The organism is Neisseria flavescens (genome assembly GCF_005221285.1).
GTDB lineage: Bacteria > Pseudomonadota > Gammaproteobacteria > Burkholderiales > Neisseriaceae > Neisseria > Neisseria flavescens.
The window spans coordinates 1227602-1249167 of the sequence record NZ_CP039886.1 but is presented as its reverse complement, the minus strand read 5'-3'; the positions used below and the strand labels follow the sequence as shown (position 1 = coordinate 1249167).

At 49.7% G+C, this 21566-nt stretch carries 15 protein-coding genes and 1 pseudogene; 8 read left to right on the top strand and 8 right to left on the bottom strand.

All coding sequences use genetic code 11. The features are described 5' to 3' along the window. Positions 1-16 precede the first annotated feature (16 nt). Positions 17-2230, bottom strand: a complete 2214-nt coding sequence (locus FAH67_RS06360) for a RelA/SpoT family protein (RefSeq protein WP_112890829.1) — start codon at positions 2228-2230, stop codon at positions 17-19. Positions 2231-2317: 87 nt separating this feature from the next. Between FAH67_RS06360 and FAH67_RS06355 the strand changes: the two genes are divergently transcribed. Then, positions 2318-3028 (top strand): GrxB family glutaredoxin, encoded by a 711-nt coding sequence (locus FAH67_RS06355; protein ID WP_003680240.1) that lies wholly within the window; start codon positions 2318-2320, stop codon positions 3026-3028. Positions 3029-3084: 56 nt separating this feature from the next. Here the strand turns inward: FAH67_RS06355 and FAH67_RS06350 are convergent, their stop codons facing one another. From FAH67_RS06350 to FAH67_RS06340, 3 genes are read right to left on the bottom strand one after another with little or no spacing between them, the layout of a single operon-like run. Then, positions 3085-3603, bottom strand: coding sequence for a PqiC family protein (locus FAH67_RS06350; protein WP_003680238.1), 519 nt, complete (start codon positions 3601-3603; stop codon positions 3085-3087). After that, positions 3603-5264: an intermembrane transport protein PqiB gene (pqiB, locus tag FAH67_RS06345; RefSeq protein ID WP_003680236.1), complete on the bottom strand. Its 1662-nt coding sequence runs from the start codon at positions 5262-5264 to the stop codon at positions 3603-3605. Before pqiB ends, FAH67_RS06350 begins: the two co-directional genes overlap by 1 nt. Next, complete coding sequence (locus tag FAH67_RS06340) at positions 5261-6571, bottom strand: paraquat-inducible protein A (protein ID WP_081451154.1); 1311 nt, start codon at positions 6569-6571, stop codon at positions 5261-5263. The genes pqiB and FAH67_RS06340 overlap by 4 nt, the downstream gene beginning before the upstream one ends. A gap of 357 nt (positions 6572-6928) precedes the next feature. Here FAH67_RS06340 and FAH67_RS06335 point away from each other — a divergent pair, with 357 nt between their 5' ends. After that, on the top strand, positions 6929-7552 hold the full coding sequence (locus tag FAH67_RS06335) for a biliverdin-producing heme oxygenase (protein WP_003680234.1): 624 nt from the start codon (positions 6929-6931) through the stop codon (positions 7550-7552). A gap of 252 nt (positions 7553-7804) precedes the next feature. On the opposite strand, the gene FAH67_RS11545 is transcribed toward FAH67_RS06335, so the two are convergent. After that, entirely contained in the window at positions 7805-7981 is a 177-nt protein-coding gene (locus tag FAH67_RS11545; RefSeq protein WP_157749797.1) for a hypothetical protein, read from the bottom strand. On the opposite strand from FAH67_RS11545, the gene FAH67_RS11540 reads away from it, so the two are divergent. Beyond that, positions 7982-9580, top strand: coding sequence for a transferrin-binding protein-like solute binding protein (locus tag FAH67_RS11540; RefSeq protein ID WP_341869328.1), 1599 nt, complete (start codon positions 7982-7984; stop codon positions 9578-9580). It begins immediately after the preceding gene. A gap of 207 nt (positions 9581-9787) precedes the next feature. On the opposite strand, the gene FAH67_RS06325 is transcribed toward FAH67_RS11540, so the two are convergent. Then, positions 9788-11329 (bottom strand): surface lipoprotein assembly modifier, encoded by a 1542-nt coding sequence (locus FAH67_RS06325; RefSeq protein ID WP_115287613.1) that lies wholly within the window; start codon positions 11327-11329, stop codon positions 9788-9790. A 370-nt stretch (positions 11330-11699) separates the two neighbouring features. On the opposite strand from FAH67_RS06325, the gene FAH67_RS06320 reads away from it, so the two are divergent. Then, positions 11700-12695, top strand: a complete 996-nt coding sequence (locus FAH67_RS06320; protein WP_004464510.1) for a Slam-dependent surface lipoprotein — start codon at positions 11700-11702, stop codon at positions 12693-12695. Positions 12696-12748: 53 nt separating this feature from the next. Then, positions 12749-15170: pseudogene (locus FAH67_RS06315) on the top strand (TonB-dependent hemoglobin/transferrin/lactoferrin family receptor). Positions 15171-15379: 209 nt separating this feature from the next. On the opposite strand, the gene mnmC1 reads toward FAH67_RS06315, so the two are convergent. Beyond that, positions 15380-16990 carry an FAD-dependent 5-carboxymethylaminomethyl-2-thiouridine(34) oxidoreductase MnmC1 gene (gene mnmC1 / locus FAH67_RS06310; RefSeq protein ID WP_039863813.1) on the bottom strand — a complete coding sequence of 537 codons (1611 nt, stop codon included), beginning with the start codon at positions 16988-16990 and terminating at the stop codon, positions 15380-15382. A gap of 125 nt (positions 16991-17115) precedes the next feature. On the opposite strand from mnmC1, the gene FAH67_RS06305 reads away from it, so the two are divergent. After that, the gene (locus tag FAH67_RS06305; RefSeq protein ID WP_039863815.1) at positions 17116-17706 is read left to right on the top strand and encodes a tyrosine-protein phosphatase; all 591 of its coding nucleotides are present in this window, start codon (positions 17116-17118) and stop codon (positions 17704-17706) included. A 73-nt stretch (positions 17707-17779) separates the two neighbouring features. Here FAH67_RS06305 and cysE read toward each other — a convergent pair whose 3' ends face one another. Then, complete coding sequence (gene cysE / locus FAH67_RS06300; protein ID WP_115287615.1) at positions 17780-18598, bottom strand: serine O-acetyltransferase; 819 nt, start codon at positions 18596-18598, stop codon at positions 17780-17782. Positions 18599-18748: 150 nt separating this feature from the next. Here cysE and grpE point away from each other — a divergent pair, with 150 nt between their 5' ends. Together grpE and dnaK are read left to right on the top strand one after the other, a co-directional pair. Beyond that, positions 18749-19321 carry a nucleotide exchange factor GrpE gene (gene grpE / locus FAH67_RS06295; RefSeq protein ID WP_004464518.1) on the top strand — a complete coding sequence of 191 codons (573 nt, stop codon included), beginning with the start codon at positions 18749-18751 and terminating at the stop codon, positions 19319-19321. A 301-nt stretch (positions 19322-19622) separates the two neighbouring features. Further along, positions 19623-21551: a molecular chaperone DnaK gene (gene dnaK, locus FAH67_RS06290; protein ID WP_004464519.1), complete on the top strand. Its 1929-nt coding sequence runs from the start codon at positions 19623-19625 to the stop codon at positions 21549-21551. The last annotated feature ends 15 nt before the right edge of the window (positions 21552-21566 follow it).

The window sequence follows — 21566 nt, the reverse complement described above, 5'->3', positions numbered from 1 at the left end:
GACGGCATTTTTGTATTTAAAGCCGGGTAACGCTCAATACGCCTTTGACGTCGCCGAGGCTGGCGAGGACGCGCGGGAGGTCGTTGACTTGTTTGACTTCGAGCGTGAACCTCATACTGGCTTCCAAGTCGCGGGACTGGGTTTGTACGGCGGTAACGTTGAGTTTGTGGCGGGCAAGCGCGTCGGATACGTCGCGTAAAAGTCCTGAGCGGTCTTGGGCGCGGATTTCGACATCGACGGCGAATACTTGTCCTTCCTGCAATGCCGCCCAGCTTGCGTCCAGCACTTTTTCAGGCGCTTGTTCGGCGAGATGGCGGAAAGAGGGGCAGGTTTTGCGGTGGACGGAAATGCCGCGTTCGCGGGTAACGAAGCCAACAATGTCGTCGGGCGGCGCGGGTTTGCAGCATTTGGCAAGCGTAGTCATCAAGCCGTCTTCGCCATCGATGAGCACACCTGTTTTGCCGCCTTTTTTGATTTTGGACTGTTTGACGATGGTGGTTTCGCTGACAGGTACGGGCGGCGGTTCGTTCAGCGTGCCGCAGGCTTTCTGGATGGCACGGTTGGAAATTTCGCCTTGTCCGACGGCGGTGTAGAGGTCGTCGAGTTTTTTGTAGCCGAGGTTTTCGGCAAGCTCTTGCAGGTTGGGTTTGGGCGTGAGTTTGACAAGCTGTTTGTCGAGCTGGACGCGGCCTTCTTCGCGCACGGTGTCGGCGTTTTGCTGACGGATGTAGGCGCGGATTTTGCCGATGGCCTTGCTGGATTTGACCCAGCCTTCGTAGAGCCAGTTGACGGAAGGATGCCCTTCTTTGGCGGTAATGATTTCGATGCGCTGTCCGTTTTCGAGCGGGGTGGACAGCGGCACGATTTGCCCTTCGACTTTCGCACCGCGGCAACGGTCGCCGATGCTGCTGTGCAGGGCGTAGGCGAAGTCGATGGGGGTGGCACCCGTGGGCAGGGAGAGGACTTTGCCGTGCGGGGTCAGGACGTAAATCGTGTCGTTGAACAGCTCGGTTTTGAAGGCGGCGGCGAGGTCTTCCTTGCCGCTTTCCGCCATATTTTCGCGCCAGTCCAAAAGTTGGCGCAACCAGGCGATTTTTTGCTCGTAGGCGGAATCGCCTTTGCCGCCTTCTTTGTAACGCCAGTGGGCGGCGACACCGAATTCGTTGAATTGGTGCATATCGAAGGTGCGGATTTGCACTTCCACGCCTTTGTCTTCCGGACCGACGATGACGGTGTGCAAACTTTTATAGCCGTTGCCTTTGGGGTTGGCGATATAGTCGTCGAACTCGCCGGGGATGGGCTGCCAGAGGCTGTGGACGATGCCCAGCGTGGTGTAACACTCGGGAACGGTATCGACCAGAATCCGCACGGCGCGGATGTCGAACAAGCCGTCGAAGCTGAGTTTTTTCTTCACCATTTTTTTGTAAATGGAGTAGATGTGTTTCGGTCTTCCGGCAACTTCAAAATGAATATTGTATTTTTTCAGTTCCGTACGCAGGATATTGAGGAAGTTTTCGATGTATTCGAGGCGTTCGGTGCGTTTTTCGTCCAAAAGCAGGGCGATTTCGCGGTATTTTTCCGGCTCTTGATGACGGAAGCCCAAATCTTCGAGCTGCCATTTGAGTTGCCACACGCCCAAACGGTTGGCGAGCGGGGCGAAGATGTCGAGGGTTTCCTTGGCGACGGCGCGTTTTTCGGGATTGTCGGGAACGTTGCTTAAGAATTGGAGGGTGCGCGTACGCATCGCCAGTTTGATCAGGACGACGCGGATGTCGGTAACCATCGCCAGCAGCATTTTCCGCATAATTTCGGCTTGCCTGGCGCGTTCTTCCGGCGTGGCAAGGCTGTCCACGCGTGCGAATTGGGTCAGTTTCTGCACTTCGTCCACACCTTTGACCAGCTCGGCGACGGTGCTGTTGCAGCGTTCGGAAACCAATTCGTGCCAAGTGGGAACGTATTTGCCGATGTCGGACAAAATCGTAGCGGCAACGGCATCGGGCAAGAGGTCGAGTTCGCTGACGATTTGCATCGAGCCGAGGAAATGTTCCAGCAATGGCTCGCTGTAAGTCGTTAGGGCATCGGCAGGATAATGTTCTTTAGCTAAGTCAAAGGCCGTCTGAATCAGGTTTTTATCGGAATCGGGCAGCGCGGCAACATAGCCGTCGAACCAAGCGAGGAGGCCTTCCAGCGTTTCACTCGATGTTTGGGGCGTTTGGCGAATAGTGGTCATGGCGTGCGTTTTTTCTTTTTGATAAAAACGTTGCCATTGTAACAGTTTATTGCCGACAGCCCTAGATTTGTATGCGAATGTGGCACTATGTTTCAGGAAACCTTGTTTCAGACGGCCTTGGGTGTTATGGTTAACTGTTTTGAAATTTTAAGGAGCATTTCGATGAAACTGTATATTTACGACCATTGTCCATTTTGCGTCCGTGCACGGATGATTTTCGGCTTGCGCGATGTGGCGGTGGAAGAAGTTGTCTTGGCAAACGATGACGAAGCTACGCCAATTGGCATGATTGGCTCAAAACAAGTGCCGATTTTGCAAAAAGAAGACGGTTCGTTTATGGGCGAGAGTTTGGATATTGTCCGTTACATCGATCAAGGCCGTCTGAAAGAAGAGGTTCGTCCCGAGGTTCAGGCTTGGTTGGACAAAGTGGGCGAATACAATAACAAATTGGTACAGCCGCGCATGGTCAAAATCGACCTGCCCGAATTTGAGACCGATGAAGCGAAAAAATACTTTATCGACAAAAAAGAGAAAAGTATCGGCAATTTCGAGACTAATCTGAACAAAACAGCGCAATATCTGGAGCGGCTGCATCAAGATTTGGCTGAACTGGAAGCACTGGTGTGCGAAGGCGAGGGCTTGGGCGGTGAAATCAGTTTGGAAGATATCCTGACGTTCCCTATTTTGCGCAACCTGACCGTTGTGCGCGGTATTCAATGGCCGCAAAAGTTGATGGATTATTTGTTGGCGATGAGCGAGCGTTCCGGCGTGGCTTTGTATTTTGACCGCGCATTGTAATGAATGTTTGAAACATGAAAAAGGCCGTCTGAAAGTTTTTCAGACGGCCTTTTGGTTTAATAGACAATCGTATCGGCAACTTGTGACAAACCGTTTTCCAACGATTCGAGCATGGCGGTATAGCCGTCGCTTTGTTGCGGTGTGACGGCATTAAACGGTTTGCTGCGTCCGTCCGGCCATTGTGCATAACCGCTGATGGTGGTCTGCCCCTGATAGCTGCCTTGGAAGGCTTCGATATAGACTTTCAGGGTTTGGCTGCTTTGGCTGCGTGAAGCAGGCACAAAGGTGCGATGCGGATTGAGGCGGTTGAGCTTGTTGCTGAGGTTGGCCGCCAATGCGCCATCGAGCGGTGCCGCCCAAAGGTGGTTTTTCGCCAGATTCACATGATAGGCATCGGTTTGGTAAACAAGGCCGCCGTTGGCAAGCGGTTCGGCAAGGTTGACTTTGACCGCGATTTCGTTGCTATGCGCCGCAGGTCGGATGTACTGGCTGTCGGGCAGGACGAAATATTGTGTGCTTTGCGCAGTACCGCAGGCGGCAAGCGTCAGGGCGGCGGCAATCGGGAAGAGGCGCATTATCGGCTTCCTTTCGGGATAGGGTCTTTGCTGCTGCTGTTGAAAATCAGCGCGTTGGGTTTTTCTTTTAAAGTATTAATCACGGGTTGGACGTCTTTTAAGGTTTTGTCCAAACTTTGCAGCGTATTTTGTACGTCGCCGTAGATAGGCGATTGAGGCGATACGCCTTGCAGGGTTTGACGCAATTCTTTCAGGGTTTGGTTCAACTCGTTAGGGATGTTTTGTGTCTGCGGTTTGCCGACCAGTTTGTCGATGGAGCTTAGGGCGGCATTGGCAGATTTAAGTGTGGACTTGAGCTCGGCAAGCGAACCGTTTAAGCCGGCAACGGTTTTATCCAATGGCAGATTGTTGAATTTGTCTAGCAAATCAGCCACTTTGGCTTGCAAATCATCCAAACCGCCGCCTTGGGTCGCGATAACGGTATCGCCTGCATAAACGGTGTGCGGTCGCAGCTTAGGCGAGGCGGAAGGCTGATCGTTCAACTCAATCATTTTGCTGCCGGTCAGCAGATTGTTGCTGGAGATGGTGGCAGTCAGGCCTTTGTTTAAGGCCGTCTGAAATTGTTGTTTCCAATGCTCTTTACTTTGCTCGTCGGCATTGATTTCCAAACGGGAAGGTTCGATGCGGATGCGTACGGGAATCCAACCGTTTTCAAACAAATGCAGGCTGTCGTTGCGGTCGAAATAAGGGACATCGGAAACCACACCGATATTCAGGCCTTTGTATTCGACAGGCGAACCGGCAGACAGGCCGCGTACGGATTGTTTGAAAAACGCGGTGTAGTATAGCGAACGGTCGTCAGGCAGATTTGCCACTTCGCTGCGGCTGTCGTAAAGCGTGAAGCTGTCTTCGCTTTTAACATTTTTGCTGTCACTTGTTTTAGGCGAGTCAAAGGAAATCGCGCCGGATAGTAGGGCAGCTAGAGGGGCGGAATCGAGTTTGACACCGCTGCCTGTGGTTTCGATATTGATGCCGCTTTCCAGCCAGAAACGGCTGGCGGAATGAATCAGTTTGTCGTTGGGGCTTTGGATGAAGATGGTGTAATGCACGCTTTGGTCGGACGGGTCAAAATGCGCGCTTTCTACTTGGCCGACCATAAAGTTTTCATACAAAACCGGGCTGCTGACGTTGAGGATACGGTCGTTTTTGCCGATCAAATTCAGGCGCAGGCCGCTTTGACCGATGGCGGCAATCGGTGGAATGTCTTGGACGACAAATACATCTTTGGTTTCTTGGCTTTTACCCGGTGTGAATGCAATATATGAGCCGGAAAGCAAGGTTCCCAAGCCGGTAACGCCGCTTTGGTCGATACGCGGTTTGACCACCCAAAATTGGGTGTCGCTGCGGATAAGGTCTTTGGCATCGGCGCTGAGCTGTGCAGTGACTTCCACGCCTTTTTGGTCGTCGCGTAATTTGATGCGGGTAACGCGTCCGACATCGACGTTCAACACTTTGATGATGGTGTTGTTGACTTCGATGCCTTCGGCACTGTCCATCAACAGCGTAACGACAGGGCCGCGGTTGCGGATGTCTTTAACCAAAAGCCAGCCGCCGGCAATCAGCGCAATCAGCGGAATCAGCCACACGATAGACGTGAAGACATTGGTTTTCTTGACACGCGCCGGGGCGTGATAATTGGGTGAAGAATCGTGTTTTTTCATTGTGTTAAGGTCTGGTCAGAATCAAGGCCGTCTGAAAGCTGCTGTTGCTTGTCCCAAATCAGACGGGGATCGAAATAATAGGCCGAAAGCATGGTCAAAATAACGACCAGGCAGAAGTAAATCGCCGCACCACCCGGCACGACGCGCGCCATATTGGTGTGGAACGAACTCATTAAAATAATAATCACAAAAATATCAATCATCGACCAGCGGCCGATGGATTCGGTAATCCGATACAAAACCGACATCTTGTCCGCGCTCATCACGGGTTTGAAGTATGCGGAATAAATCAAAACCGCCATCGCAATAATCTTCAAAACCGGCACCATAATACTGGCACTAAAGATAATCACAGCAATCAATCGGTCGCCGTCGTCCCACATATAAACAATGCCGTTGAAAATCGTATTGATCTCCAAAGCCGTCGGGTTGGACGAAATCATAATCGGCAGGATGTTGGCAGGGAAATACAGGATAAACGCCGCAACTAAAAACGCCAGCGAAATGCTCAGGCTTTTCGGGCGGCGACGGTATAAGTCCGCACCGCATACGCCGCAAGGTTGCTCGTCTTTATCGCGGAAATACAGGCAGCGGCTGCAACAGATTTTGTCTTCGGTGGCCGTCTGAACCGCATGGCCGCCGGTTAAACGGTGAATCTTATAATAAACCCAATGCTGCGGAATCGATACCGAAGTCCGAATCAGCATGACCGACAGCGGAAACATCAGATAAAACGCCGATCCGAATTCCACTGTAGCAACGGATGAGAGCTTGATATACGCCACCAAAGTGGAAATAAAAAACACATCCACCATAATCCAATGGCGCAGCCGCACCAATACACGCGTTGCAAAGCGCAGCGCAGGGTAGGCCTTTTCGCGTATCAAAGCCGTATAAACATAAAGACAGAGCAGCAAAAACAGTAAAGGCGCGCCGAAGGTGAGGATAAACATCACTTCCGCCAGAAAACCGTAATCCAGCGAAATTAGAAGGCGCATCATTTGCGGCAGCGACAAAATCGATGTCACGCCGAACAAATCGACGCGGATATATACCATATTGTACGCGAACGCCATCAGAATCAAGGTTGTCAGCGCATAGGCAATCGGCGCGATATACGGATTGTTTTCCACCTCCACGATTTCGTGGTTGCACACCGGACAATGCGCTTCCTGCCCCTGACGCAAGTGCGGAATATCCATACGGCAGCCGCAATCGGGGCATTCCACCGTATGTGCAGGCAGCGTCGCATCAGGAAGATAAGACTTGTAGCGCCACCAGCGATGGTAGGCAGGAATCCGTTTCATGGTTCGGCAGGGGGTAAAGAAGGAGCAAAGAGTGTCGCATTATAAGGGAAAACAGCAGGATAGCCCAAATTTAGGTCGATATTGGATTGCATGGCGGCTGCTTAATAGGGTTTGGGCCGTCTGAAAAGTTTGAAAAGGGTTCAGAAGATTATTGCTATTAGGATAAAAATAAGATATATTCTCATTTTTTGAAAACACGATGAGCCTTGTAGATTTGTGGAAGGTGCGCGGTCAATAAACCTGAAGCAGGTTAAAAGTTATCTTCTTTGTTTTTAAAACGATTCTTTTCAAATCAGACGGTATTTTTAACCATAAAGGCCGTCTGAAACCATTTGTCCCTTATTCGAAGGAAATATCATGAGTGAGACCCAAGAGCTGACTTTCGCCAAACGCTTGAAAGAGCAAACCACGACAACACACGACAGTGTTGATAACTTGGTTATGTCCGTTCAACCTTTTTCCAGCAAAGAAAACTACATCAAATTCTTGAAACTTCAATCTGTTTTCCACAAGGCTGTCGACCACATCTATAAAGATGCCGAATTAAACAAAGCCATCCCAGAGCTTGAATACATGGCGCGTTACGATGCCGTGACTCAAGACTTGAAAGATTTGGGCGAAGAACCTTACAAATTTGACAAAGAATTGCCATACGAAACCGGCAATAAAGCCATCGGCTGGCTGTATTGTGCCGAAGGTTCTAATTTGGGCGCGGCATTTTTGTTCAAACACGCTCAAAAACTCGAATACACCGGTGAATTCGGCGCACGCCACCTGGCTCCGCATCCGGACGGTCGCGGCAAACACTGGCGTGCCTTTGTCGAGCATCTAAACGCATTGGGCTTAAGCCCCGAAGCCGAAGCGGAAGCCATCCAAGGTGCACGCGAAGCATTTGCCTTCTACAAAGTCGTGTTGCGCGAAACTTTCGGCTTGGCAGCAGATGCCGAAGCGCCGGAAGGAATGATGCCGCACAGGCACTAATGTATTTTACGACCCTGCCCCGGTTTGTGAAGCAGAGCCGTATTTCCTGCCGCGTATGGCGGCATTTTTCAAACCATCAAATGTAAATAATTATCATATTTTTCATTAAAAATATGCCATAGGAGATAATTATGACGATTCCTTTCAAACCGAGCCTGCTTGCAATGGCATCCATCCTCGCCCTTTCCGCCTGTATTTCAGGGGGAGGGGGTACACCTGTAGTCAAATCCTCAGAAACGCCGTCAAATAAAGTTACCCCCCCCCGCTGATACGGTAAGCCCTGCCACGGGTGCTGATACGGCAGGCACTGCTTCGGGCGGGGATGGAAGAGAATCCAAAACAGAAATACCGCCTAAAGATACGCAGGGAGAAGGGGAAACCGCGCAGGCAGGCGCTGATGGCGGAGTGCAAAATGATGCGCCCCAACATGTGGAAACTTCAACAGAATCAACACCACCTTCTTCAACTTCAGAAGGGACTTCAAGTTTTAGAAGAGCAGGAGAATATCGAGCAACAGCTAGAAGAGTAGCACGTTCTGTAAATGAACCTGAAGGAACAATAAACATAAGTTATAATTATGATGGAATGCCAGATATTCATGGATTTTTCGCTGATCCCGGAGAGAATAATACAGTAACTGTCACAAATTCAACAACTGAAGATAAAGTAAAAGAATTAGTTAAAGCAAAAATTCAAGCTAAAGCAAATGAATTAGCTAAACATGGATATAAGGTAAAAGAAGAAATAGTATTTGAGCAAGATACTGATGTGAAAAACTTTAACTACGTAGTAACTTTCACTAAGGAAACTACAGGTTTCAGAAATGATAATGCTCCGGCAACCGGCACATCCGGCAAGCAGCCTGAAAAAGAACGTATGCCCGACAGTGATGCCGGAGGGACGGATGGCAGCAATCAAGATACCGATGCGCCGAAAAATGCGGAATCTCAAGATGGTACGGAAGAAAACGCTGTAAGCGAAGATGCGGAGATGAAGGCAGCTCCTTCTTCTGAAGAAACCGGACATGAACATAATGATAATGCGCCGGCAACCGGCACACCCGAGACGCAGCCTGAACACAACCGTATGCCCGGCAGTGATGCCGTAGGGGCGGATGGCGGCAATCAAGATACCGATGCGCCGAAAGATGCGAAATCTCAAGATGGTACGGAAGAAAACGCTGTAAGCGAAAATCCGGAGATGAAGGCAGCTCCTTCTTCTGAAGAAACCGGACATGAACATAATGATAATGCGCCGGCAGCCGGCACACCCGAGACGCAGCCTGAAAACAACCGTATGCCCGGCAGTGATGCCAGACGGGCGGATGGCGACAACCCGGCCACCCATCCTCCCCAAGACCAACCAGCCCAAAGTGCTGCCGATACTCAACCTAAAACAGGCGTGTTTGGCGAGAAATATTTTGACAGTACGGGAGAAATCACGGCGTTGGTGATTGGTGGGGAAACTATTGATTTGACAAAAGCTGATGAGCCAGTATCACGTAAAAATCACCCCGGTTTGATGAGTGATAGTGATTTTGAGAAGGTAATGGTTTCTCAAGGGCAATATCAGCATCTGATTTATGGGGCGGCTAAATTACAAGACGGTACATACACCCTTTTTGTACAAGGTAAGCCGACAGAAAATTTGCCGACAGGAATGATGGCTAAATATCAAGGTAAGGTGCTGCATTTTGTTGGAAAATATAAGGATAATTGGTTTAATAATAGTGCGTATAGAGCCGCAGGAACATTTACGGCAGATGTTGATTTCTCACGGAAAACCTTAACAGGAAAAATTGATACCAAAGATCCTTCAGGTATGGGGATGCAAGAATTTACTGCAAGTATCGATGGAAGTGGATTTCAAGGTAAGTGGAAATCGGATAATGATCAAGGCGATATTTCCGGGAAATTTTATGGTCAAGATGGCGCGGAAATGGCAGGCAGATACGACTATAAAAATCAAGATAATAGAAAAGACGGCTTCGGCGTATTTGCAGGCAAAAAAGAAGCAGATGCCCGTTGATATTTATCCTATGTTTCACAGTCGGGAACAGTTCGGGTTTCCTTCGGACAGGGTATCGGTCAACACTTTGATGTGTTGACCTGCCTGCAGAAGCAATCCTAATTGAACCATCATCTGTATTACTGATTTGATTTATGGACTATGCCGTCTGAAAAATGTTTCAGACGGCATTTTTTGGTTGCCGATATGTCAACGTTTGATTCTCCTTTAAAAATTCCATTCACCACCTAATGACCATTGATGAGTATTACGCATTGCATAGGGTGCATTGCTACGGATGTGACTATAACTATAATTCAAAGTAGGGGTAATGCCTTTATAAGATAATTTGTTGTGACTAAGGCTGATAGAGAGGGAGCGCTCCCGGTTGCGTTGCGACTCCGTACCGAATGCCATAATGCCTTTATAGCGACGGTTGGCAAATGAAGCGGTAAGTCTGCTGTTAAGCCCGCCTAAAACCTGCCATTGCTGTATCCAACCTATATTGAAACCGTTGCGGTGGTAGGCCGCATTGTTGACGGCATTGCGTATGTTTTTGTTTTCAGGAACAAAGCGGTTGTATTGCCAACCGCCGAACAGGGTCGTACTGCCGAAACGGCGCGCTAGGGAAAGATAAGCACTGTCGTGCCACCCATCGTTGCGCAGTGCACGATCAGTTTCCCGATAGTTTTGGCGATATCGTTCCAGCGAGTAATAAAGTTGTGTCGCGTTGCCGAGATGGACCATATGCGAAAGCTGTACGCCAACCCCGTGTGCCAGCATATACGGCGCGGCGCGACGGTTATTTTCTTTTTTGCTGTCAAACTCGCTGCTGCCTGCCAACTGTGCCTGATAAAACGGTAAAACGCTGATGGTTTGTTTGCCATCCTTGCGCTGCCATCCCAAATAAGCCCTGCCGAACGCATCGTCGTAAGCCGATTGACGGTCGAAAAAATAGCTCGTTCCGCTAAGGTTGGCGCGGAATTTGACGGCGTGATGCCCGTACAGTGGGGTGAGTTTTTCGGTGTTCAATTCGTAATTCAAGCCGTTGGCACTGACGGGCAAAGTAACGCTGCATGCGGTTTGCCCCCTTGTTTCGATGCAATAACGCGGAGCAGCGTTGTTGGCATTATTGTTATGCACGGGGCTGATTCCGCCAGACCATTTCCATTCTGTCTGCCGTTTGACGGCTTCTTGAAAACGTTTGACATTCTCCAAAACGGGGGCAGGTATATCGCGTTGCGCGGCATGGCGGAAATGCGCCGCCGCCTCGCCCAAACGATAATCCTGAAACTCTGTTGCCGCCAAATCCAACAATATGCGGTCGTCTGAAACGTCGGATTCATAAAGGGTACGATAACGTTCGACCGCTTCGGAAGTCCGTCCTTTCAACTTTGCCAGCAAAGCATCGGCACGCGCAATCAGTTTGGGATTGTGGTTGGGCTGTTTGCGGTAAAGGGCGACAAGCGAGGAAACCAGATCTGCGCTATTGCCGTTGAGTGCTTGAATCAGCGCGTCCTCAAGAATACGCGGGTTTGCCGCTAAAAAATCATCGCCGACCACAGTCGGTTCGCCGACATTCTCATTCTTTTCAGACGACCTTTCTTCTTCGGACAAAATATCCAGCCATTGTTTTTGCTGCACTTGTACGGCAGCATCCTGAGAAGGCGCATCCAGCCGGACAACACCTTCGGGAAATTCAGCAAAGGCTGCTGACGGCAATAGGCAGCATAAAGAAGCCGAGACAAGTTTTTGTTTTATTTTTAGCATTTAAAGTCATCCGAAATATATGTATATATTGCAGGGCAAACAGTTCCTAATAAGGGATTTGCGTTTGCCATAAAACTGCCTGAAGTATCTTAAGGTAATCTTATTGTTGTATAAAAAATACAGATTCTTATTTAGATTTATCATTATAACGGCAAATTTACGAAATGAATATAACTTATTTATTTTTATAGGATTATAAATTACGTAAATATATTTAACAGAGTGAGGTTTGCATAAATACTCACTTTAACTACTGATAGAAAAAATATTGGTATTGCTAAAATAAAATATTTGTTACACAATATTTCATATTATTGGTAATACTTATCATTATTGCATCTGAGAAGCTTGTATTTTAGAGAGATTGGTTATGAAAATTAATGTATTTATAGTGCCTATTGCAACTGCCTTTATTTTGACTGCATGTGCAGGTGGAGGTGCATCTGAACCCAAAGTCCCCGTTGCTATTCCGACAGCTCAACCTATCGCCAATGTTAAGCTGAGCGATGAAAACAGTGCGGTACAGACCATCAATACCCTTTCCGGAAAAGGCGGCAGCCTGCGTGAAGCGGAAGTCGAAGTGACAACATCATGGGGCTACAGCTATCCCGAGAAGCAATATGTCTATCAAACCCCTTCAGGCAACTATTACAACATCAGCTCATATTCCGATCCGATTGTCCCCGACTCTTTCAGCCCGTCTTATGCCCTGCGTACCCGCCACGAAGGCCAGCCTTTATCTGAAGGCGGCAAGCTGTTTGTCTGTTGCAGTAGTTCTGGGCAGTTCACCTATGCCCCGGCAACCAAACAGGACCACCTCAAATTCGGCGCATGGATAAATGCAGACGGCACAGCATACCTGTTTGTCGGCGGCAAACCCGTCGGAACGGCGAAACCGTCTTATTACACTCCGTCAGACAGTAAAGAGGCAAAAGGCAAGACCACATACGAAGTTTGGGCGGTTCGCGTCCGCAACGGCAATATCGTTACCTCTACCTACGAGCCCAAAAAATCCTCTGTGTTGTCTGAAAAAACTGCTCCCAAGCTTTCACTGCTGACAGCCAATTTCAACACCCACAAACTCGGCGGCACGATCTTGGGTAATGCGGATTACGGTCCGGATGTTGTGATGAAAGATGTTGGCATCAGCGGCGTTAATTTCTCGGGCACTGCCACCTCCAATGGCAAAACCGGCACAGTTGAAGGAAAATTCTTCGGTCAGTTTAACGCTGATCAATCTGAAGTCAGCATAGGCGGCAAAGTAACCTTCGATGCCGATAAATCGTTGGATACCGTATTCGGCGGCGTGAAAAATTCATCAAACCGCGATACGCAAGATACAAGCTTGGAACCTGTCAGCCAGTAACTGCACATCAAGCATTCCAATAATAGATAATCAATATATTCAAGAGGCAAAACATGTCCTTCCATTTTAAACCCGTACTGCTGGCAGCCATTGTCAGCCAAACTTTCCCTGCCTTCGCTGCCGACCCCGTACCACAAGCCTATCAGGACTTGAATGAAGTCAAAGTCATCGGCGGCCGCAAAGTCCAAAAACTCGGCGAAGAAAAAATCCGCCGCAAAACCTTAGACAAGCTCTTGGTCAACGACGAACACGACCTGGTGCGCTACGACCCCGGCATTTCCGTCGTCGAAGGCGGACGTTCCGGTTCCAATGGTTTTGCCATACGCGGCGTCGATAAAGACCGCGTCGCCATCAATGTGGACGGACTGGCACAAGCAGAAAGCCGCTCTTCCGAAGCCTTCCAAGAATTGTTCGGCGCATACGGCAACTTCAATGCCAACCGCAATACTTCCGAACCCGAAAACTTCTCGGAAGTAACCATCAACAAAGGCGCAGACTCGCTCAAATCCGGTAGCGGCGCATTGGGCGGTGCCGTCAACTACAAAACCAAATCCGCAAGCGACTATGTTTCCGAAGACAAGCCCTACCATTTGGGGATAAAGGGCGGCAGCGTCGGCAAAAACAGCCAAAAATTCAGCAGCATTACCGCCGCAGGAACTTGGTTGGGTCTGGACGCATTGATGGTCTACACCCGCCGCTTCGGTAAAGAAACCAAAAACAACAGCGACGCTGCCGATACCAAAATTACCGACAGAGATAAACAAAGCTGGAGCCCGAATGCCGGCAGTACCAACTACGGCAGCCTCGGCATAGCGCGCAGCAAACCTGACCCTCAAAATTGGGAAAACATAAGCACCCTGTTCAAGCTAGGCTATAACTTCAATGATCAAAACCGTATAGGCTGGATTTACGAAGACTCGCGCACCGACCGCACGACGACCGAATTATCCAATATGTGGGCAGCAAACTGGAAAGGCGAGCCATTGGGCGATACCCGTTCCCGTCAAGATATTTCCTACCGCAAACGCATCGGTTTTGAATATAAAAACCAACTTGAAAAAGGACCATGGGACAGCCTCAACCTGCGTTACGACCGTCAAACCATTGACATGAGCACTTGGACCTGGGACTTGCCGACGGATTACGCCAAAAATGGTATCAATAGCGACGTATATCATATGTTCCGCAATATCCGTCAAAAAAATATCCAATATTGGTGCCGATGCCGAAAAACAAATCGACTTCTCCAAATCGGTATGGGCAATGCAATACGGATTGGGTGGTTCCAAAAACGACAACGACAATAGCGATCATAGCTATTGGGTACGCCTATACGACCCGAAATATCAAACGTCCAACAACCAAGAATTGACTATGCTGGTCGAAAGCTCCTCCAAAAACCGTTTTGCCTACTGGAACAACACCTTCCAATTTGGCGGCAACAGTCAATACCGCTTCAATGCAGGGGTTCGTTACGATAAGAGCAGCAGCAAAGCCAAGGACAACCCCAACTATACCCCTGCCATTCGCGGTCAAATCCCCTATCTTGGCAGCGAGCGTAAACACAGCGGTTTCAGCTACGGCTTAGGACTAGACTGGAAATTCACTCCACATTTGAATCTTCTGGCGAAATACAGTACAGGCTTCCGCGCGCCGACCTCGGATGAAACCTGGCTCTTGTTCCCGCATCCTGACTTCTACCTTAAAGCCAACCCCAACCTGAAGGCAGAAACCGCCAAAAACTTCGAGCTGGGACTTGCCGGCAGCGGCAAAGCAGGAAACTTTAAATTCTCCGGCTTCCAAACCCGCTACCGCAACTTTATCGAGCTGACCTACATGGGCGTATCCTCAGACAAGCCCAACAGCCCTAATTATGCGCCGATTTCCGACGGTACTGCATTGGTCAGCTCGCCCGTTTGGCAAAACCAAAACCGCTCCTCCGCATGGGTGAAAGGTTTGGAATTTAACGGCACATGGAACCTTGACAGCATCGGTTTGCCGCAAGGCACGCACGCCGGTGTCAATGTCAGCTATATCAAAGGCAAAGCCAAACAGACCAACGGACAAGAAACCCCGATTAACGCCCTTTCCCCGTGGTCTGCCGTTTACAATTTGGGCTACGACGCTCCTTCCAAACGCTGGGGCATCAATGCGTACCTGACACACACTGCAGCTAAAAAACCGTCCGACACCGTTCACAGCAGTGATGATTTGAACAACCCGTGGCCGTTTGCCAAACACAGCAAAGCCTATACGCTTTTCGATCTGACTGGTTACGTCAACTTGGGCAAATACTTCACCCTGCGCGCCGGTGCCTATAACATCGGTAACAAAAAATATTACACTTGGGAATCTCTACGTAGTATCCGTGAATTTGGTACAGTTAATCGTGTTGATAATAAGACACATGCAGGTATAGAGCGATTCTCTTCACCAGGAAGAAGTTACAACTTTACACTTGAAGCCAAGTTCTAAGGTAATGAGAACAGAAAGGAAGGTCTGTACAGCTACAGCACCACCAACGGCGTTGACCGCAATGGTAAAGGTTTAGACCGCTACCGCGCCCCAAGCCGCAATTACGCTGTATCGCTGGAATGGAAATTCTAAGCAGTTAACGGATAGCTAAAGGCCGTCTGAAAGTTTTGATGACTTTCAGACGGCCTTTTTTATTTAAAACGAAATTTTTAAACGGATAACAACGGCTGCTGTCGAACAATTGCGCGGATGATGGCGCGGTTGGGGTGTAGCGCGGTTCTCAGCCTTTGTGATAGCGGATGCGGCAAGCCGAGTATTTCGGCCGCAACGGCGGCGGCGCAGATGGGGGCTGTCGCCAGTCCGCGCGTGCCGTGTGCCGTATTGATGTAGGCATTGGGCAGGTAAGGGCAGGGGATATTGTCGAGGCGGTAGTTCTTGTCCAATGCCAGCTTGGCGTAGGCGGACTGCATGGTGGCGATGTCGCCGAGTGCGCCGACAACGGGCAAGTGGTCGAGGCTGTCGCAACGTAGGGCGGCATGGCCTTGTGTGTCTTGAAGGCCGTCTGAAAACGAATCTTGCTCAAACAGGGATTGTGCCAATGGCGGATTGAGCTGTTGCAGGGCGGCGCGGTTTTCGGTTTCTTCGTGCGGATACCAAGTTTCATCGTTGCTGTTGAGGATAAATGTCGCGCCGTAGCAGTGGCGGCCTTGCCAGCTCGGGCTGATGTAGCTTTCGCCGGAAATGGCGCAACGCAGTTTTTGTGAAAACGGGCTGGTGGATACAACGCCGGTTTGTCCGCGGATTTGGCGGAAAGGCAGGGCGGAGACGTTGGTGTCGGCGGCAGTCGGGCTGTGTGCACCCATACAGTAAACAATATGGCTGGCGTTGAAATGCGCGTCCGGCGTGTGTGCCGTCCATTGTGTGCCGTCATGCGATACGGCGGTCAGCGGCGAGTGTTCGTGCAACTCAATCAGCGGATGGTTCAATAAGGTATGCACGACGGCGGGCGGATTCAGCCATACGCCTTGCGGCCAGTAAAGGCCGTCTGAAAATACGTCTATGCCTGCTATGGACGCAGCCTCTTCGGCAGATACGCTGCGGTAAAGGTGTTTATGCTGGTGTTGCAAACCCAAGGCCTGATTGCGTTTGCGTTCGCTGTCGTCAAAATTCAAATGCAATACGCCGTCGCCGCCCCATGCGTCGGAGTCGGGCAGCAAGTCTTCCAACAATCGACGCGTGTAGCCGTAGCCTGTCAACAGCAGCTCGGTTTGTTCGGTATCGTGTGGCGAGATTTTGGCGTAGAGCAAGCCTTGGCGGTTGCCGCTGCCTGCCTGCGCCGCTTTGCCTGCTTCCAAAACCGTAACGCGTACGCCGTGTTCAGCCAGTTTACGCGCGGTTGCCGCGCCGGCAATGCCTGCGCCGATAATCAGGACGTGTTCGGGCGCGGCTTGATGTTCAGGCCGTCTGAACCAAGGTTTCAGAGGAACAGGGGAGGATTGGGGTATGGCTTCGGTTTGCCATTCGATATGATGGAAATGTTCGTGTAAGCGGTCGGCGCGGTGTGGCGGAACCAGCCAGAGATGCACATCAGGCAATAGGTTTTCTAAAACATTGACGCTGTTGAACTGAAGACATTTCATGGCTTGAGCAAGACGGTTGTTCAGACGGCCTTCAAGCTCGGAGGGATGATTGGACAGCGGAAAATCGGGAATACGGTTTTCAGGCAGGCAGACAATCAAATAAAGCGGCGCGGTATGTTGTTCGATTGCGCGGCAAAGGGTAGCAAGGGAAGGCGTGGTGTTCCAAGCAAGGCAGGTCATGATGAAAGGCCGTCTGAAAAAAGAGGCTTTATTGTAACGCGGTTTGCGCGGATAGAATATCCGAACGGGTTTTGATAGAATCGCATGATATTTTGATTTCCAATTGATTTTTATACAGGAATTTTATGCGCCGTCTTTTGTTGTGTCTTCTCGCTTCCGGCTTGCCCATCGCTTGCTCGTCCGCGCCGCAGGATAACGGCAACAAAGCCGTTCGGTCCGAACGCTGGGCACCCCCCGTCAAACACGATGCCAACCTTTATCGCATCGACGACAAGCTTTATCGCAGCGAGCAGCCTGTTGCCGAAGATGGTGAAGCCATCGTCAAGCTGGGCATTCAAAGCGTGATCAACTTGCGCTTTTTCGACCGCAACGATGACGACCATTTGAAAGCATATGGTTTGACCTTGCTAAACCGTCCGTTGCTGTCATGGAGCATTAAGCCGAAAGAGATTACGGAAATCCTATACCTGATTGAAAAACAACAGCAAAACGGCGCAGTGCTTATCCATTGTTATCACGGCGCAGACCGTACCGGTTTGATTGCCGGAATGTACCGCATTATTTATCAAGGCTGGCCGGTGGAAGAAGCAAAAGCCGAAATGCAACATGGGCCTTATGGTTATCACAGCATTTGGAAAAACATTGCCAACCTGTTTACCGAAGAGAAAGTCAAGCAGGTTAAAACGCACTTGGAAGCCTTGCGCAAACGCGGTTAACACTAAGATTTAAATCATAAAAGGCCGTCTGAAAGAACAAATCTTTCAGACGGCCTTTTGAATGGCAGATTGCTTAAATCACAAAATCCGTAGTCGATAATTGAATGTTTTGATCCATATCGGCAGACGGGGTTTTGGACGAGCGGCCAACCGGTTTGGCCGGTACGCCGACAACGGTAATCGAAGACGGTACATCGGCAACCACCACGCTGCCTGCGCCGATTTTAGCATTTTCGCCGATGCGGATATTGCCCAAAATTGAGGCATTCGCACCAATCATCACGCCATCGCCGATTTTCGGGTGGCGGTCGCCGCTTTCTTTGCCCGAACCGCCCAGCGTTACGCCGTGGAGGATGGAAATATTGTTGCCCAAGACGGCCGTTTCGCCGGCCACAAAACCGGTGGCATGGTCGAGCATCAGGCCGTGACCGAAACGGGCGGCCGGGTGGATATCGACACCGAAGACTTCCGACATGCGGTTTTGCAGGAAATACGCCAGCGTTTTACGGCCGTTTTGATAGAGCCAGTGGTTGATGCGGTGTGCCTGTACGGCGTGGAAGCCTTTGAAATACAACAGCGGCAGCGAATATTCATCACAAGCCGGGTCGCGCTCGTAAATGGCTTTCAAGTCGGCCTCGACGCATTTGCTGATACGGGTGTCCACGCTCAAAGCCTGCTGATAAATTTCAAACAGCGCGCGCACGTTCATAATCGGACTGCCAAGCTTGCTGGAAAGATGGTAGGCAAGTACCGAATCGAGCGAATCGTGGTGTAACACAGTTTGATGCAGGAAGCTCGCCAGCATAGGTTCGGCCGCGACTGCTGCTTCGGTTTCTTCGCGGATGGTGTGCCACAGATTAAAATCGCTTGAATTCAAATGGTCTTTTTTCATATTCGAGGCCGTCTGAAGAATAAAATCAGATGGCTATCTTACCGTTTTCCAACGTCTTTTAACAAGGCATTTGATAATCGACGTTCAAATGCTTGAAGTTTTTTCAGACGGCCTTATATATGGGTCATTGAATGCCAACACTCTAAAAGGATGTCAGAAATGACGGATCGTAACGAACAACACCAAAACGAAGCCGAAGAAGCGGCAGCCGTAGAAACTGCTGAAGCAGTTGAAACCGAACAAGCCGAAGTACAAGCCGAGCCGACTTACGAAGATCTGCAGGCGCGTATTGTCGAGTTGGAAGGCCAGCTCAAAGACAGCGAGCTGCGCGGGCTGGCAAACGAGCAAAACCTGCGCCGCCGCCATCAGCAAGAAATTGCCGATACCCATAAATTCGCCGGACAAAAATTTGCGGCAGAAATGCTGCCTGTTAAAGACTACCTTGAAATGGCGCTGCTCGACCAAAGCGGTAATTTCGATGCCCTGAAAATGGGTGTGCAAATGACTTTGAACGAGTTGCAAAAAGCGTTTGATGCCACCCATATTAAAGAAGTCAATCCTCAGGCAGGCGAGAAACTTGATCCGCATTACCACCAAGCCATGCAGACGGTAGTCAGCGAGCAAGAGCCAAACACCATCGTCAGCGTGATGAAAAAAGGCTACACATTATCCGACCGCGTGCTGCGTCCTGCGATGGTTGTCGTGGCGAAAAAAGAAGATTGAAAGCACCGCTTGATAAAGTTTATCAAGCATAAAATCTTCAGACGGCCTTATCCGGTTTCAAAGCCCGATGTTCCGCTATTGGAAAATCATTCCGATAAACCGGAATCGGAAAATTAAAACCGGCCGTCTGAAAAAAAGAATAAACGGCTTGTGGATAAATAAATCAAGTACTTGAATTTAATTTGAAAAAAAATTCAAATTAAGCCTTGAAAAAAAATGAAGCAACCTTATTTACAAGCCATCGGAACGAAATGTTCCACAGGATTATTAATTTAGAAAAGTTTATTAGGAGCAACATAATATGGCAAAAGTAATCGGTATTGACTTAGGTACAACCAACTCTTGTTTGGCCATTTCTGAAAACGGTCAAACCAAAGTGATCGAAAATGCAGAAGGTGCACGCACCACTCCTTCCGTTATCGCTTATTTGGACGGCGGCGAAATCCTTGTCGGCGCGCCTGCAAAACGCCAAGCGGTAACCAACGCTAAAAACACTATTTACGCCGCCAAACGTTTGATTGGCCATAAATTTGAAGACAAAGAAGTTCAACGCGACATCGAATCTATGCCTTTCGAAATCATTAAAGCCAACAACGGCGACGCATGGGTGAAAGCGCAAGGCAAAGAGCTGTCTCCTCCTCAAATTTCCGCAGAAGTCCTGCGCAAAATGAAAGAAGCCGCTGAAGCTTACTTGGGCGAGAAAGTAACCGAAGCCGTGATTACCGTTCCTGCCTACTTCAACGACAGCCAACGTCAAGCGACTAAAGATGCAGGCCGCATCGCAGGTTTGGAAGTAAAACGTATCATCAACGAACCGACCGCAGCCGCTTTGGCATTCGGTATGGACAAAGGCGACAACAAAGACCGCAAAGTAGCCGTATATGACTTGGGCGGCGGTACCTTCGATATTTCCATCATCGAAATCGCCAACCTCGACGGCGACAAACAATTCGAAGTATTGGCAACCAACGGAGATACCTTCTTGGGCGGCGAAGACTTCGACCAACGCTTGATCGACTACATCATTGACGAGTTCAAAAAAGAACAAGGCATTGATTTGAAACAAGACGTAATGGCTTTGCAACGTCTGAAAGAAGCCGCTGAAAAAGCCAAAATCGAATTGTCCAGCGGTCAGCAAACCGAAATCAACCTGCCGTACATCACTATGGATGCAACCGGCCCGAAACACCTGGCAATGAAAATTACCCGTGCCAAATTCGAAAGCTTGGTTGAAGATTTGATCCAACGTTCTATCGAGCCTTGCCGCACCGCATTGAAAGATGCCGGCTTGAGCACCGGCGACATCGACGACGTGATTTTGGTCGGCGGTCAGTCCCGTATGCCGAAAGTACAAGAAGCCGTTAGAGACTTCTTCGGCAAAGAACCGCGCAAAGACGTGAACCCTGATGAAGCCGTTGCCGTAGGTGCAGCGATTCAAGGCGAAGTATTGGGCGGCGGCCGCAGCGACGTATTGCTGCTGGACGTAACCCCTCTGTCTTTGGGTATCGAAACCATGGGCGGCGTGATGACCAAGCTGATTCAAAAGAACACTACTATTCCGACTAAAGCGTCTCAAGTGTTCTCAACTGCCGAAGACAACCAAAGCGCAGTGACCATCCACGTACTGCAAGGCGAACGCGAACGCGCTTCTGCCAACAAATCTTTGGGTCAGTTCAACTTGGGCGACATCGCACCCGCACCGCGCGGTATGCCGCAAATCGAAGTTACTTTCGACATCGACGCCAACGGTATCCTGCACGTTTCCGCCAAAGACAAAGGCACAGGCAAAGCCGCCAACATCACCATCCAAGGTTCTTCAGGTTTGAGCGAAGAAGAAATCGAACGCATGGTGAAAGATGCCGAAGCCAATGCCGAGGAAGATAAAAAACTGACTGAATTGGTCGCTTCCCGCAACCAAGCCGAAGCCCTGATCCACTCCGTGAAAAAATCTTTGGCAGACTACGGCGACAAACTCGACGCAGCCGAGAAAGAAAAAATCGAAGCCGCGCTGAAAGAAGCCGAAGAAGCGGTTAAAGGCGACGACAAAGCAGCTATCGATGCCAAAGCCGAAGCTTTGGGTGCAGCCAGCCAAAAATTGGGCGAAATGGTTTACGCTCAAGCGCAAGCCGAAGCACAAGCAGGCGAGGGCGCACAAACCGAGTCTTCTGCTAAGAAAGACGACGACATCGTAGATGCCGACTTTGAAGAAGTAAAAGACGACAAAAAATAATTGATGCCGTCTGAA

Coding starts and splice junctions, on each gene's coding strand:
- FAH67_RS06335 (WP_003680234.1), top strand. CDS start 6,929: ATGAGTGAGACCCAAGAGCTGACTTTCGCCAAACGCTTGAAAGAGCAA.
- mnmC1 (WP_039863813.1), bottom strand. CDS start 16,990: ATGACCTGCCTTGCTTGGAACACCACGCCTTCCCTTGCTACCCTTTGC.
- FAH67_RS06340 (WP_081451154.1), bottom strand. CDS start 6,571: ATGAAACGGATTCCTGCCTACCATCGCTGGTGGCGCTACAAGTCTTAT.
- grpE (WP_004464518.1), top strand. CDS start 18,749: ATGTCAGAAATGACGGATCGTAACGAACAACACCAAAACGAAGCCGAA.
- cysE (WP_115287615.1), bottom strand. CDS start 18,598: ATGAAAAAAGACCATTTGAATTCAAGCGATTTTAATCTGTGGCACACC.
- dnaK (WP_004464519.1), top strand. CDS start 19,623: ATGGCAAAAGTAATCGGTATTGACTTAGGTACAACCAACTCTTGTTTG.
- FAH67_RS06325 (WP_115287613.1), bottom strand. CDS start 11,329: ATGCTAAAAATAAAACAAAAACTTGTCTCGGCTTCTTTATGCTGCCTA.
- FAH67_RS06355 (WP_003680240.1), top strand. CDS start 2,318: ATGTTTCAGGAAACCTTGTTTCAGACGGCCTTGGGTGTTATGGTTAAC.
- FAH67_RS11545 (WP_157749797.1), bottom strand. CDS start 7,981: ATGTTGGGGCGCATCATTTTGCACTCCGCCATCAGCGCCTGCCTGCGC.
- FAH67_RS06320 (WP_004464510.1), top strand. CDS start 11,700: ATGAAAATTAATGTATTTATAGTGCCTATTGCAACTGCCTTTATTTTG.
- FAH67_RS06350 (WP_003680238.1), bottom strand. CDS start 3,603: ATGCGCCTCTTCCCGATTGCCGCCGCCCTGACGCTTGCCGCCTGCGGT.
- FAH67_RS06360 (WP_112890829.1), bottom strand. CDS start 2,230: ATGACCACTATTCGCCAAACGCCCCAAACATCGAGTGAAACGCTGGAA.
- FAH67_RS06305 (WP_039863815.1), top strand. CDS start 17,116: ATGCGCCGTCTTTTGTTGTGTCTTCTCGCTTCCGGCTTGCCCATCGCT.
- pqiB (WP_003680236.1), bottom strand. CDS start 5,264: ATGAAAAAACACGATTCTTCACCCAATTATCACGCCCCGGCGCGTGTC.